The sequence below is a fragment of the Solibacillus cecembensis genome (genome assembly GCF_050272495.1).
Classification (GTDB): Bacteria; Bacillota; Bacilli; order Bacillales_A; family Planococcaceae; genus Solibacillus; species Solibacillus cecembensis.
The window spans coordinates 34,972-48,717 of the sequence record NZ_JBNNMF010000025.1 but is presented as its reverse complement, the minus strand read 5'-3'; the positions used below and the strand labels follow the sequence as shown (position 1 = coordinate 48,717).

General features: G+C 37.0%; 13 protein-coding genes. 10 read left to right on the top strand and 3 right to left on the bottom strand.

What is annotated here, in order from left to right:
• Positions 1-8: 8 nt before the first annotated feature.
• The 3 genes from ACQKIH_RS18595 to ACQKIH_RS18585 are packed head-to-tail and all read right to left on the bottom strand — an operon-like array spanning position 9 to position 2,424.
• Entirely contained in the window at positions 9-686 is a 678-nt protein-coding gene (locus ACQKIH_RS18595) for a GNAT family N-acetyltransferase (RefSeq protein WP_427768202.1), read from the bottom strand.
• Positions 687-1,799: a mandelate racemase/muconate lactonizing enzyme family protein gene (locus tag ACQKIH_RS18590; protein WP_427768201.1), complete on the bottom strand. Its 1,113-nt coding sequence runs from the start codon at positions 1,797-1,799 to the stop codon at positions 687-689. It lies immediately after the preceding gene.
• Positions 1,800-1,812: 13 nt separating this feature from the next.
• Positions 1,813-2,424 carry a flavin reductase family protein gene (locus ACQKIH_RS18585; RefSeq protein WP_427768200.1) on the bottom strand — a complete coding sequence of 204 codons (612 nt, stop codon included), beginning with the start codon at positions 2,422-2,424 and terminating at the stop codon, positions 1,813-1,815.
• 885 nt (positions 2,425-3,309) lie between these two features.
• Here ACQKIH_RS18585 and ACQKIH_RS18580 point away from each other — a divergent pair.
• The 10 genes from ACQKIH_RS18580 (at position 3,310) to ACQKIH_RS18535 (ending at position 13,264) form a co-directional block, all read left to right on the top strand.
• Positions 3,310-4,581, top strand: coding sequence for an L-lactate MFS transporter (locus tag ACQKIH_RS18580; protein ID WP_057988452.1), 1,272 nt, complete (start codon positions 3,310-3,312; stop codon positions 4,579-4,581).
• A 232-nt stretch (positions 4,582-4,813) separates the two neighbouring features.
• Positions 4,814-5,248, top strand: a complete 435-nt coding sequence (locus ACQKIH_RS18575; RefSeq protein ID WP_057988451.1) for a hypothetical protein — start codon at positions 4,814-4,816, stop codon at positions 5,246-5,248.
• 186 nt (positions 5,249-5,434) lie between these two features.
• Complete coding sequence (locus ACQKIH_RS18570; RefSeq protein WP_427768199.1) at positions 5,435-6,616, top strand: YbfB/YjiJ family MFS transporter; 1,182 nt, start codon at positions 5,435-5,437, stop codon at positions 6,614-6,616.
• Between the two features lie 97 nt (positions 6,617-6,713).
• The gene (locus ACQKIH_RS18565) at positions 6,714-7,544 is read left to right on the top strand and encodes a MerR family transcriptional regulator (protein ID WP_427768198.1); all 831 of its coding nucleotides are present in this window, start codon (positions 6,714-6,716) and stop codon (positions 7,542-7,544) included.
• A 116-nt stretch (positions 7,545-7,660) separates the two neighbouring features.
• A complete protein-coding gene (locus tag ACQKIH_RS18560) occupies positions 7,661-8,821 on the top strand; it encodes an MFS transporter (protein ID WP_057988445.1) in 1,161 nt (386 codons plus the stop codon).
• A 61-nt stretch (positions 8,822-8,882) separates the two neighbouring features.
• A complete protein-coding gene (locus ACQKIH_RS18555) occupies positions 8,883-10,079 on the top strand; it encodes an ornithine--oxo-acid transaminase (protein WP_427768197.1) in 1,197 nt (398 codons plus the stop codon).
• 96 nt (positions 10,080-10,175) lie between these two features.
• The gene (locus ACQKIH_RS18550) at positions 10,176-10,733 is read left to right on the top strand and encodes an SLOG family protein (protein WP_427768196.1); all 558 of its coding nucleotides are present in this window, start codon (positions 10,176-10,178) and stop codon (positions 10,731-10,733) included.
• An 89-nt stretch (positions 10,734-10,822) separates the two neighbouring features.
• Positions 10,823-11,134: a hypothetical protein gene (locus ACQKIH_RS18545; protein ID WP_427768195.1), complete on the top strand. Its 312-nt coding sequence runs from the start codon at positions 10,823-10,825 to the stop codon at positions 11,132-11,134.
• Positions 11,135-11,478: 344 nt separating this feature from the next.
• Positions 11,479-12,870, top strand: a complete 1,392-nt coding sequence (gene fumC / locus ACQKIH_RS18540; protein WP_427768194.1) for a class II fumarate hydratase — start codon at positions 11,479-11,481, stop codon at positions 12,868-12,870.
• A gap of 169 nt (positions 12,871-13,039) precedes the next feature.
• On the top strand, positions 13,040-13,264 hold the full coding sequence (locus tag ACQKIH_RS18535; RefSeq protein WP_057988435.1) for a hypothetical protein: 225 nt from the start codon (positions 13,040-13,042) through the stop codon (positions 13,262-13,264).
• The last annotated feature ends 482 nt before the right edge of the window (positions 13,265-13,746 follow it).

Sequence of the window (13,746 nt, the reverse complement as noted above, 5' to 3'; positions counted from 1 at the left end):
TTTTGCCGTTATTTTACATATTTTACGAGCCATTCCGACTCATATTGACGCATTGCAATACCGATATAACCTTCATTAAGTAATGTTTGTTGGTCCTCTGTATCCGCCATTGAGAGTTCCACCTCGCTTGCGAAATGCCCTACTTCCTCGTTTAAAAACTTGGCAAATACATAGCGTAACTTACCACCGTATTTATACTTCAAAGCTGCGACATGCATCCCTTGTGAAAATTTATCCTTTAAACTCGCAATATTAAACGGCATCACCGTCGCACAAATAACGCTAAATTTATTCGTATCCACTTGCTGCATAATGATATCCGCCATTGTTCGCTGTAAACCATGCCCTCGAAATTGTGGATGTACATTCGAAATTTCTTGATAAAGCACCTGTTTTAACTGTGCATCCGTTGTCAAACCGACATCCAGTCCAAGATGTTCTTCATCCACTCCAGGCTTTAGTAACGCACGGAAAGCCATTAGTGAACCTTTTACAAAAACACCGATCATAAGGCCGTTTCCTTGTAAAATATTGCGTAGCTCGTCCTCATCTAGCGGCTGTAAAATCGCTTTGTCTGGCAATGCTGCTACAACCTCTTGCTGCAAAATCATTAACTGCGGAATATGTGCCTCTGTTAACACTTCTACTTCATAGGGTGCTTCCCCTAAAAAACCTGTTGCAATCATTTACTGTACCACATCTTTTTCACGCGTTAATTCAGCTAAAATTGTTTCATCCACTTCAATACCTAAGCCAGGTTTTTCGTTTAACTGAATAAACGGTACATTATATTGAAGATTCCCGATGTCTTTTGAGAATTTAAGTGGTCCTGTTAGCTCAACGCTTGTAAATGCTTTATTTGAAAATGCTACATGGAATCCTGCTGCTGAACCAACAGAAGATTCAACCATAGAACCGATTTGACATTCAATGCCCGCCATTCCAGCCATATGTGCCAGCTTCATCGCAGGATAAATGCCCCCACATTTCATCAACTTAATATTTACCTTATCTGCTGCCCGTTTTGCGATAATTTCACGCATATCACGGAAACCACGTAAACCTTCATCAATCATCATTGGAATCGCTGTTTTTGATTTAATCTCTACCATGCCATCAATATCATCCGCGCGTACCGGCTGTTCTAGCCAATCAATATTTAGACGCTCTAATTCACGAACCGCTTGCATCGTTGTCGAACTGTTTACCCAGCCTTGGTTTACATCCACGCGAATCGCAATGTCCTTGCCGATACGTTCACGGACCGCTTGAATTCGTGCGACATCACTTGCCACATCACGTCCAACTTTCATTTTGAATGAACTGTAACCCATTTCTACACGCTCTGCTGCTTCATTGGCCATTTTTTCAGGCGTCCCAATACTTAATACGTGCGTAATCGGGAATTTTTCATGATAGCGACCACCTGTTAATTGATACGCTGGCACATTTAACTTTTTACCGACAACATCGAAGCACGCAATATCAATCGCTGCTTTTGCTGCCGGTGCACTATAAATAAGTGCGTCCATTTTGGCATGAAGCGCCTCGAAATTCATTGGGTTTTCACCGATCATTGCAGGTGCTAATGTATGCTTTAATATCGCATACGTTCCCTCTAACGTTTCACCAGTTACATGCTCATCTGGAACCGCTTCTCCCCAACCGATTAGACCACATTGTGTTGTCATTTTTACAATGATTGAAGGCATATTTGGATATGTACCATAGCTAACGATAAATGGCTCAATTAATGGTAATTCAATATTAAAGATTTCTACTGTTTTTATTTGTAACATTATTTTTCCTCCTTTAAATTGGACGCTCTATTGTAAATTGCTTTCCTATTTCTGCATAGTCATTCCCCGCCAAACGACTAATAGCAGCTAATTTCTTCGGGTCAATTCGCCCATTATCATAAATACTATCTTCTATATGATAGTGGGTTACTTTACCAATAACTAAATCACAGCCCTTACTTTCCCCCACTCCACCAAGTTCTAAAGTCGTTTCAAGCTCGCATTCAATTCGGATTTTGGCCTCTTTAATACCTGGCACTCGAATTGTCGTACTATCAACCAATGTCAATCCCACTTTTTCGACTTCACTTTCTTCTGGCGCTAAATTCGCTGCGGTTCCATTTACTTTTTCTACATTTTTAGTATCTACAATATGTACAACAAATTGCTGATTTTCTTTTATATTACGTGCTGTATCTTTCATTTCGCCTTGCTTCCTTTGAATGCTTACCGAAATCATGGGCGGATTCGATGAAACAATATTAAAAAAGCTGAACGGCACTGCATTCACAACACCTTCTCCTGACATTGACGTAATCAATGCAATCGGACGCGGGATAATCGAGCCAATTAAAAATTTATAATTCTCTCGCTCCGTTAATTCATTAGGATTAATTGCACGCATTTTTTACCTCTTTCTATCAATCAAATATACCTCGTCATTCACTTGTTTCAGCCCACACATATAAAATTAGAGGCCTTCTAATGAAACAAGTTAATTCGACTTTATAGAACTCTCTCCAACGCGTCAAATAGTTTGATGAAAAACCACCAATTCAACATGCATAAATTATACAAACGTCTCCCCCACTAATACCCGCTAATTTTCGCAAGCAATAATTAAAAGATTTTATAAATAAACAACTAAACTTCCCATTCAAATAAACCAATATATTTTCTACGCAATTAAAACATACCTCTCGAAACAGCATAAATATCATTTCCGTAAAACTGTTATAAACAGCTCGTTTTTTATAACTAGAAAACCTCAAATAGGACTATCAATATTCAGATTTCTCTTCAAATCTATTGATATATCAGTGCATAATACTACTTCCAATTAATTTTAACTGTACTATCAACTGTTATACTATTGTACAAAAAGGAATACCACCACATTTACAAATCAAGTTTTTTAGAAAAAAATTAGATAACTTAGGTATTTTTATTATTTAAGCAGAATTTATAGTACTTTTCGAATCTGTCATATTTTCACCTCATCGTTTATACTCTACACATTCATTCTTCTAAAGAAAATTATCCAAAACGTTGATTTATCAACGTTACTACAGATTAATCCATCTATACAATTAGTTCATTAAGTACAATTTTTATACACGAAAAAAGGAATTTATGTTTTTCCGACATAACTTTTTTTAAAATTTTAACTTGCCTAACATAATAATTTGATGTTAAATTGTTGTTATGGACGTTCATAGATTAGACATATTTACTTGAAAGAGAAAATTATTGCACTATCGCAATTTTCTTTTGAATTAGGGGGAATATCATGAAAAAGAATCGTTGGCTTATTGCTTTATCTGCAATTGCCATTCACCTTTCAATTGGTGGGGCTTATGCATACAGTGTGTATAAAAATCCAATTGCAACGGAATTAGGTTGGGAAGCATCGCAAATTACAATTGCGTTTACAATAATGATGGGATTAGCTGGTTTCTCAGCGGCATTATTCGGTGGAATCGTAGAAAAATTAGGTCCACGAAAAGCAGCTATGGTTGCTGCTGTCCTATTCGGATTAGGTCAAGGTGGAGCAGGACTAGCCATTTCAATGGACTCAGTTGTCTTATATTGGCTCACATACGGTCTACTTAGTGGATTAGGGATGGGGATTGGTTATATCGCACCCGTTTCGACATTGGTAAAATGGTTCCCTAATAAACGCGGCTTAGCAACCGGTATGGCTGTACTAGGGTTCGGATCGGGCTCATTAATTACTGCACCTGTGGCAGTAAGCTTAATGGAATCTGTTGGTATTTCGAATACGTATTTCATTTTAGGGATCAGTTACTTCACATTAATGATTTTAGGTGCACTTTATATTGCACCACCTAAACCAGGTGATGTAGAAGAAATGGTCGCAACAGGTGGTAATAAAAAAACACAAGAAATTGCTCAAATGTCTGCACGTGAAGCAGTTCGTACAAAACATTTCTGGATGCTTTGGGGCATGCACTTAATCAATGTTACTTCAGGTCTCATGATGATTTCAGTTGCATCACCAATGGCACAAGAAATCGTTGGGCTGTCCGTAGCATCTGCTGCAACAATGGTAGGACTTATGGGATTATTTAACGGTGGTGGTCGCCTTATTTGGGCTGCTGCATCCGATTATATTGGACGTTCAAACGTATTCGTTATTTTCTTTGCTATCCAATTAATTGCGTTCCTAACATTACCATTCACAACTAATGTTATTTTATTCCAATTATTCATTTTCCTAGTTGTTAGTTGTTACGGCGGCGGTTTCTCGAACTTACCGGCATTTGCAAGTGACTTATTTGGAACGAAGCAACTTGGTGTCATTCATGGTTATTTATTAACAACTTGGTCACTAGGTGGTATTTTCGGACCAATCATTGTGTCTGCTATTAAAGAAGCAACAAATAGCTATATACCTGTTTTCTATGTATTTAGCTTCTTAATTGCCATCTCGTTTGGTATTTCATTATTACTACGTTCTGATGTGAATAAGTTGAAAAAACAAAAAGCAAAAGAACGTGAAGCATCAATGGCGGATAAGGAAACACCAGTTCATTCTTAAGGGGTATTTTCATATAGGAAAGAGCAAGTTATGCGAATATGCATAGCTTGCTTTTTTTAATCCTATTTTTGCACCTTGCACGATGCTGGTCAGTTCATCCTGATCGTATAGTTATGACGAATTTAGACAAACATCCAGAGTTAATATAAGCCAATTCCGTACATCGGTATGCCGGGGTATATTTGCTTTATGTTAGAATGAAAGTAAATCTAATAATTTGTGAGGTATTTAAATGCTTTATACAATTATATTATACACACATATTTTAAGCGCTATTGTTTCAATGGGACCTTTATTCGCTATTTTCCCTTTACTTAATCGAATGAAAGATGCCCCCTCAGAACAAGTTGGTGGTTACGTCCAATCGATACAAGGCATTTTACGAGCAATTGCAAATGGAGGACATGTCGTTGTTCCCTCAGGCCTATTACTTATTTGGTTTAGTGGTTGGTCATGGAAAACTTCATGGGTCATTCTTACATTTATCGTCATGTTTGCTTCTTTATTTTTTATGGCCCGCGCATTTAAACCCGCTATGACTTATGCTAAATCGAATGGCTTTGTAAAAGAAAACTTTATTTCGATGATAAAAAACGCAACTTGGAAATATATTTTTTTGATGGGGATTTTATTATGGTTGATGATCGTTAAACCGAACTTTTGGTGATCTAATGGATTTTTAAATAGGAATTTATATCAAGCCGACTAAAGCGTTTGCATAACAGTGCATTAGTCGGTTTTTATAAATTTCAAATTAAGTTCCCAAACATTTTTCAAACACCCCTTTTAATCTGAAATTTCCAAATGTTACAATAGAACTTAATAGGAAAATGAATTTTGAGGGGGAATGTTCATGAATCGGCAACATGCAGGGGTTATTTTTGGAGGAATTTTATTTTTAGTCATTGCAATGGGCATTAGCCGCTTTGCTTTTACACCGATCTTACCATTTATGCGAGTGGATGAAGGATTAAGCTTTTCACAAGGGGGCTGGCTCGCTTCTAGCAACTATGTCGGTTATTTTATTGGTGCATTAGGTGCAGGCTTTATTTTGCGTAATAAAAAGCAATTTGTTATCGCGAATGTCATTATTAACATCATTTCCATCTTATTAATGGGTTGGATTGATTCTTATGGTATTTGGATTGTTTTACGCTTTATTGCAGGTGCAACAGGAGGCTTTATTTTCGTACTGACTTCGAGTATTGTCATGGATTACTTAGCAGCGAATTTATTAACGCGTTGGAGTGGCTATGTATTTAGTGGAATTGGTCTCGGCATTGCCATTTCCGGGTTATTTGTCCCTTTCATAGAAGCTTCATTTGCTTGGCAAGGTACGTGGATTGGACTCGGCATCTTATCCCTCCTATTTTTACTAACGACCATTTTATTATGGCGCAATATAAAAGTTCAAAATGGGGAAAAGTTTACAAAATCGGATGATACAAATATTTGGCGTGGTTTTATGCCTTGGCTCATTGTCGCTTATGGTTTTGAAGGGCTTGGCTATATTATTACCGGCACATTTTTAGTAGATATTATTTATAATATTGAACCGTTACGAGCATATGCAGGCTATAGCTGGGTCATTGTTGGACTAGCTGCCATTCCATCTGCTCCATTATGGATGCATCTCATGTCACGCTTTTCTATCATTTCAATGATGGCGATTGCCTATGCTCTACAAGTGCTTGGTATTTTATTACCTGTGCTTTCACAATCGGTTTGGAGCGTGCTGTTATCCGCCTTTTTATATGGCTTCACATTTGTTGGGCTCGTTACGATGACAACTGGCTACGGGCGTCAGCTATTTCCAAAGCAAAGCGCCTATGTTGTTTCGATGCTCACAACGTTTTATGCGCTCGGGCAAATTATCGGTCCTCTTCTTGCAGGACGTTTAGAAACGTATTTTAATTCGTATAAAGCTCCATTAATTTTCGCTGGAAGCATTGTGGCATTTGCACTTATTGTCTTACTCATTGGCTATTCAAGTAGTCAACGTAGCCGCGTAAAGAATACGGAAATCCTCTCCTAATGCTACAATAGAAAGACATAACTTAGGTGCAAAACGTCCCTAGTTATGTCTTTTCTATTTTTTATGTAAAAGATGAATCACTAATAAGGAGTGCACTATGGAACTATATTATTCTATTGGCGAAGTAGCAAAGCTAACAAATATTTCAATTCAAACATTGCGTTACTACGACCAAATTGGGTTATTTAAGCCCTCCTATGTCGATAAAAAAACGAATTATCGTTATTATAAAGACTCGCAATTATATTATTTAGATATTATAAAATCACTAAAATATGTCGGGACATCTTTAGAGGAAATTAAAGCCGCCCAGCAATTTACCCCCGTTCAATTATTAACCTTTTTAGAACAACAGGAATCCGTTATTGAAGACCAAATTAATCGCCTTATCGAAATTCAACAAAGCCTCTTTAAATCAAAAAAACAAATGCAAGAACAAATCGCAATTAACGTCTTTAATGAAGTTTATGAAAAACATGAAGAAGCTATCCGCATTTTAACAATTGCACCTGAAAAGCTCAATGCAAGCTATATTCCAAATTCATATTATAGCTCCTTGCTTAAAACTTTAGAAATTGAAAATACGACAATTAGCAGTCGTTATGGCTGCATGTTTAAGTACGCATCATATAGGAACATTGAAGAGATTACGTATGATCATATTTTCACACCACTACTAACCGATCGTTATATTACAAATTTAACTCCGGAAATGGATGTCCAAACAACACCTGAAGGACGCTATATTTGCATTGCTTTTAAATTTACGGAGGCTATGTATTTCGAGCAATATCAAAAATTGCGTCATTATATAGAAGAAAATCAATTATCGATCATTCCCATTGTTTATGAAATTTTTATGCCGACGAATTACGCACCGAATGAAACGGATGAATTTATTGTGGAGTTAAAAGTCAAACTAACGTAACAAATCTCACACCACCTTCTAAAATGAAATAGGAAATCATTGACTCTATAGTTACTATAGGGTTTATTTTAGAAAGATACGAAAAAAATCGAAATACATTAAGGAGAAATTTTAACATGAAAGAACAAAAAGTCACCCTAGGACTACTTTTAATGAATTTGTTCATTGCTTTTATAGGTATTGGTTTAATCATTCCAGTACTTCCTACATTAATGAATGAACTACAACTTAGCGGGCAGGTTATTGGTTATTTAACAGCAGCATTCGCCGTTTCACAACTTATCTTCTCCCCTATAGCTGGACGAGCTGCGGATAAATACGGACGAAAAATTATGATTGTCCTCGGTTTATTTATTTTCGGCGCTTCAGAATTTTTATTCGGGCTTGGAACAACGATTGAAGTTCTATTTATTTCACGAGTTTTAGGCGGAATTAGTGCTGCCTTTATTATGCCAGCTGTTACGGCATTTATAGCGGATATTACGACATTAGAAACACGTCCAAAAGCACTTGGATATATGTCAGCTGCGATTAGTACAGGCTTTATTATCGGACCAGGTATCGGTGGGTTTTTAGCGGATATCGGAACACGTGTGCCATTCTTCTTTGCTGGTGGGCTTGGTACATTCGCCGGGATTCTGTCACTTATTTTATTACGTGAACCTGAGCGAAATGCTGAAAATATTGAAAACGCACCTACTCAACAATCTGGTTTCAAGCGTATTTTTGCACCAATGTACTTTATCGCCTTTATTTTAATTTTCGTTGCATCATTTGGTCTTGCTGCATTCGAATCGTTCTTTAGTTTATTTGTGGACCATAAATTTGGCTTCACGCCAATGGATATCGCGATCATTATAACAGGTGGTGCGATTTTCGGAGCCGCTGCACAAATTTTGTTATTCGACCGACTCGCGAGAAAATGGGGCGAAATCAAATTAATTCGATATAGCTTAATTTTATCAGCTATTTTAGTGTTTTTAATGACGTTCGTTCACTCTTATTTTGCGATTTTACTAACAACATTTATCGTTTTCGTTGGCTTTGACTTATTTAGACCTGCTGTTACGAGTTATTTATCAAAGATCGCAGGCAATGAGCAAGGATTTGTTGGTGGTATGAACTCGATGTTTACGAGTTTAGCGAATATTTTTGGTCCAATTTTAGGTGGTATGCTATTCGATATCGATATTAACTACCCATATTACTTCGCAGCAGTTGTGTTAGCATTTGGTATTCTGTTAACATTAATATGGAAGAAGCCGTCTACGATTTAATCTTGATTACGCTTTTTCTTTTGTAAAGTGACTTTCCTATTAACCTATGAGGGGGATTATCATGACAACAAGATCACAGCAATTCATTAATCAAACCGAGAAATTTGGCGCACATAATTATCATCCACTGCCGATCGTTATTGAAAAGGCAGAAGGTGTATGGGTGACCGATCCAGAAGGAAATCGCTACATGGATATGCTATCCGCATATTCTGCGCTAAATCAAGGACATCGCCACCCTAAAATTATTCAAGCACTGAAAGATCAAGCGGATTGTGTAACACTTACTTCACGCGCATTTCACAGTGCGACATTAGGGGTATGGTATGAAAAAGTATGCAAACTGACAGGTAAAAACATGGTGCTTCCGATGAACACTGGGGCTGAGGCTGTTGAGACCGCTATTAAAACAGCTCGTCGCTGGAGCTATGATGTAAAGGGTATCCCGGCAGATCAAGCTCAAATCATTGGCTGTAACGGGAACTTCCACGGACGTACAATGGCTGCCGTTTCATTATCATCAGAAGCCGAGTACAAACGTGGATTTGGTCCGATGCTACCAGGTTTTATGCTAATACCTTACGGGGATATTGATGCGTTAAAAGCAGCAATCACTCCGAATACAGCTGCGTTTATTGTCGAACCGATTCAAGGTGAAGCAGGTATTATTGTTCCACCAGCAGGCTTTATTCAAGCGGCCTACGCACTGTGTAAAGAGCATAATGTGTTATTTATTGCAGATGAAATTCAGACTGGGCTCGCACGTACCGGAAAAATGTTTGCCTATGAATGGGAAAATATTATTCCTGATGTTTTAATTTTAGGTAAGGCTCTCGGTGGCGGCGTATATCCAATTTCAGCAGTTGTCGCAAATGATGATATTCTTGGCGTTTTTAACCCAGGCTCGCATGGTTCTACATTTGGTGGAAATCCACTTGCCTGTGCCGTTTCAATCGCCGCACTTGAGGTTTTAGAAGAAGAACAGCTTGCAAAACGCTCATTAGAATTAGGAAACTACTTTAAAGAACAACTACAAGCCATTCAAAATCCGATAATTAAAGAAATTCGTGGGCGCGGACTGTTCATTGGAATCGAATTGCATGAAGCAGCTAGACCTTATTGCGAGAAGCTTGCTGAAAGAAAATTATTGTGCAAAGAAACACATCATACAGTCATTCGTTTTGCCCCACCATTAATTATTTCAAAAGAAGATTTAGACTGGGCCATTTCGCAAATAAAAGAAGTGTTTTCAAATTAGATAAAACAGCTCACCCTTTCATGCACTCGTGAATCGGTGAGCTTTTGTATTATAATTAGGTATCATCAATAACCCATACGAAAGGAATGATTAACATTGAAATCTCTATTCGTCACAGGCTATCGACCACATGAACTCGGTATTTTTAACGACAAGCATCCTGGAGTTGAAATAATAAAGAAGGCACTAGAAAACCAGCTCCGTATTTTAATTGATGATGGCTTAGAATGGGTGATTATTAGTGGTCAACAAGGCGTTGAAACGTGGACAGCCCAAATTGTTATTACGCTCAAGGAGGAATTTCCACATTTGAAATACTCCATCATTACCCCTTTCCTAGATCAAGAAAAAAATTGGAATGAGCATAAACAGGCAACCTATATGCATATAATGAATGAGGCCGATTTTGTGACTAGCGTAACTAAAAGACCCTATGAAGCACCATGGCAATTTATCGAAAAGGATAAGTTCATTATTGATAATACGGATGGCGCGTTACTTGTGTATGACGAAGAAAATGAAGGTTCTCCTAAGTACGTTTTAAAATTAATCGAAAAATATCAAGAGCAACACATCGAGTACAGACGTTTGATAATCAACGCCTATGACCTTCAAATGGTAGCAGAGGAAATTCAGCGAGGTGATGATTGGTAGTAATTTATAAAATTTTCTGACTACTTATTTTCATTTTTGCTATAATAACTTTATACACATAAATACTTAGTTATTAAGGAGGAAAAAAGATGAACCAAATTTCAATGATCACAGAAGTTATACCTATCAACATCCAACATCATACTTATAAACGTGAATGCCGCTATACAAGAGGTATTCACATTTCACTTGCTGATATTGAAATAATTTTAAACGGGATGAATGAAGACACATTAACCTATTTTGAATTTCATAATATCGCAAAGGAAATTAAAACTGGTACACTTTTAAATGGTTATGCGGGACTTGCAAATATTATTGCAGATTACTATAAACGCGAAAAAAATAGTGAGATTTTAGGTTTAACAAATGGCCGTGACTTTTACGTGAAAATTATTTAATCATCCGAAAAGGTGGAACGTTAATTGAATACAATACAAAACAACATCTTATTTTAACCGGCTATGGGCGATTAAAATAAGGTGTTGTTTATTTTTGGTCAATTTTCTTATATTACTTCTTGTTGACTTTCCAATTGATAAAGATTATCATTATCAACAAGAGATTAACATCTTAGTTTTAACACCTTTTCGAAACCGTTCCCCCCAGTTCAGGTTCGAAATGCAATTATGACATTTTTATATTAGGAAGAATGGCAAATATTTAACGTGATTTGCCATTTTTTCTTTTAAAAACGGGTAATACTATAATATTGAATATAATCGATGAAAAGAGGTCGTTTAATTTGGAATATCGTATTGAAAAGGACACTTTAGGTACTGTTCATGTGCCGACAAATAAAATTTGGGGAGCTCAAACACAGCGTAGTAAAGAAAACTTCCAAATTGGAACCGAAAAAATGCCCATTGAAGTGATACGTGCTATGGCCATATTAAAGAAATCCGCGTCCTTAGCCAATCAAAAATTAGGTAAGCTTTCTAAAATTAAGGCAGATGCAATTGTCGAAGCAGCAAATGAAATTATCGCAGGAAAATGGGATGACCACTTCCCTCTTGTCGTTTGGCAAACTGGTAGTGGTACACAAACAAACATGAATGTGAATGAAGTCATTGCCTATTTGGCGAATGAAAAATTAGTCGCGCAAAGTTCTAGTGAGCAAGTGCATCCAAATGATGACGTTAATAAATCGCAAAGTTCTAACGATACATTTCCAACTGCCCTTCACATTGCAGCTGTTGATAGTGTAGAAAACTATTTAATGCCGCGCTTGCACCTTTTACAAGCAACTTTAAAAGAAAAATCAATCGACTTTAAAGATATTATAAAAATTGGGCGCACCCATTTACAAGATGCAACGCCACTAACTCTTGGCCAAGAAATTAGCGGTTGGCATCATATGCTGAAAAAATGCGAAAAAATTATTATGGTGAACACGCAGTTTATGAAGGAACTCGCAATTGGCGGTACAGCTGTCGGTACGGGCATTAATGCACACCCTGAATTCGGTGATCGTACAGCCGCTGAAATTAGCGCGCTAACGGGGAAAAACTTCACTTCCTCTGAAAATAAATTTCACGCGCTCACAAGTCACGACGAAATTGTTGCAGCACATGGCGCACTAAAAGCTTTAGCTGCTGACTTAATGAAAATTGCCAATGACGTGCGCTGGCTTGCAAGTGGACCGCGCTCTGGTATTGGCGAAATTACAATTCCCGAAAACGAACCAGGTTCTTCTATCATGCCAGGGAAAGTAAATCCAACGCAAAGTGAAGCACTAACAATGGTCGTCACACAAGTTATCGGAAATGATGCAACAATTGCGTTTGCTGCCTCTCAAGGGAACTTTGAACTGAACGTGTTCAAGCCTGTAATCATTTATAATTTCCTGCAATCTGCACGCTTATTAGCAGATGCGATGAAATCTTTCAACGATCATTGTGCGATTGGCATCGAGCCAAATATGGAAGTGCTTGAAGCCAACTTAAAAAATTCATTAATGCTCGTTACCGCTTTAAATCCATATATCGGCTATGAAAATGCGGCAAAAATCGCAAAAACAGCCCATAAGGAAGGTTTGACATTAAAAGAAGCAGCCATCCAGTCAGGGTTATTAACAGAAGAGGAATTTGACCGTTATGTAGATCCTAAAACAATGATTTACCCGAATGCGGAATAAGGACCCATTTTTCTTAACCATAAATATGTGAGTTTGACTATGTCAAATTCGCATATTTTTTATTTCTAAACAGCTTTAAATGTAAATAAACTACCAAAAAAACCTCATTTTCCATCCGTATACTTCCCATTTAGCGGCGCAAAATATAGCAACAGGAGGTTTTTATCGGATGAAAAGAATTCAATTTATCGAGGATGGATTTGAAATTGTCGTCGATATTCCTATGATTTACTCGAAGTTTCAGTTTTATGTAGTTGAAGGTGAAGCCTATTATAAAGATTTTGAATTATATCGTATTTTAGTCATTGCCAGTTCAGAACAAAAGGTTGTTGAGCTCGCCACAAAGGAACTTTTAACAAATCATCCATTTGAACAGGTTATTTTAAACTATTAGACGAACCTCTCCCCACTAAAAAGGCTGTCCTATGCGCCATTCTCATGAATTTCAGGACAGCCTTTTGCTGCGTTTTGAAACTTTACATACATTAAATTTTTGCTTTTTCTCTTAATAATATTAGTATACTAATATTTATTTCACCCGCTTACAAATCCAGTTAACAATCCCCTATGTGTAAATCTAAGTAACCGTCTTCATAATTTAATTTCACGAGATTCCTTTTTACGTCTATACTCTCCCCTCTCAATACAGTTCAAAACCCCTTATGTCAACTGTTTTTCTGAATTATACAAAAGCATTTCCTAATCTATTTCTTTTCTTTTCTAAAACGAACAATATTAAACTAACAACCATAAAAATAAGCCATTATACGAACTTTAATTCATTTTATCATATATATAAATTCAAACATTCGTATTCCGGTCATTTAATAGCCTCCCCCTAAATTGACTCCGATGTAAAATAACCCCCTTAAAATT

Coding starts and splice junctions, on each gene's coding strand:
- ACQKIH_RS18595 (WP_427768202.1), bottom strand. CDS start 686: ATGATTGCAACAGGTTTTTTAGGGGAAGCACCCTATGAAGTAGAAGTG.
- ACQKIH_RS18590 (WP_427768201.1), bottom strand. CDS start 1,799: ATGTTACAAATAAAAACAGTAGAAATCTTTAATATTGAATTACCATTA.
- ACQKIH_RS18585 (WP_427768200.1), bottom strand. CDS start 2,424: ATGCGTGCAATTAATCCTAATGAATTAACGGAGCGAGAGAATTATAAA.
- ACQKIH_RS18580 (WP_057988452.1), top strand. CDS start 3,310: ATGAAAAAGAATCGTTGGCTTATTGCTTTATCTGCAATTGCCATTCAC.
- ACQKIH_RS18575 (WP_057988451.1), top strand. CDS start 4,814: ATGCTTTATACAATTATATTATACACACATATTTTAAGCGCTATTGTT.
- ACQKIH_RS18570 (WP_427768199.1), top strand. CDS start 5,435: ATGAATCGGCAACATGCAGGGGTTATTTTTGGAGGAATTTTATTTTTA.
- ACQKIH_RS18565 (WP_427768198.1), top strand. CDS start 6,714: ATGGAACTATATTATTCTATTGGCGAAGTAGCAAAGCTAACAAATATT.
- ACQKIH_RS18560 (WP_057988445.1), top strand. CDS start 7,661: ATGAAAGAACAAAAAGTCACCCTAGGACTACTTTTAATGAATTTGTTC.
- ACQKIH_RS18555 (WP_427768197.1), top strand. CDS start 8,883: ATGACAACAAGATCACAGCAATTCATTAATCAAACCGAGAAATTTGGC.
- ACQKIH_RS18545 (WP_427768195.1), top strand. CDS start 10,823: ATGAACCAAATTTCAATGATCACAGAAGTTATACCTATCAACATCCAA.
- ACQKIH_RS18535 (WP_057988435.1), top strand. CDS start 13,040: ATGAAAAGAATTCAATTTATCGAGGATGGATTTGAAATTGTCGTCGAT.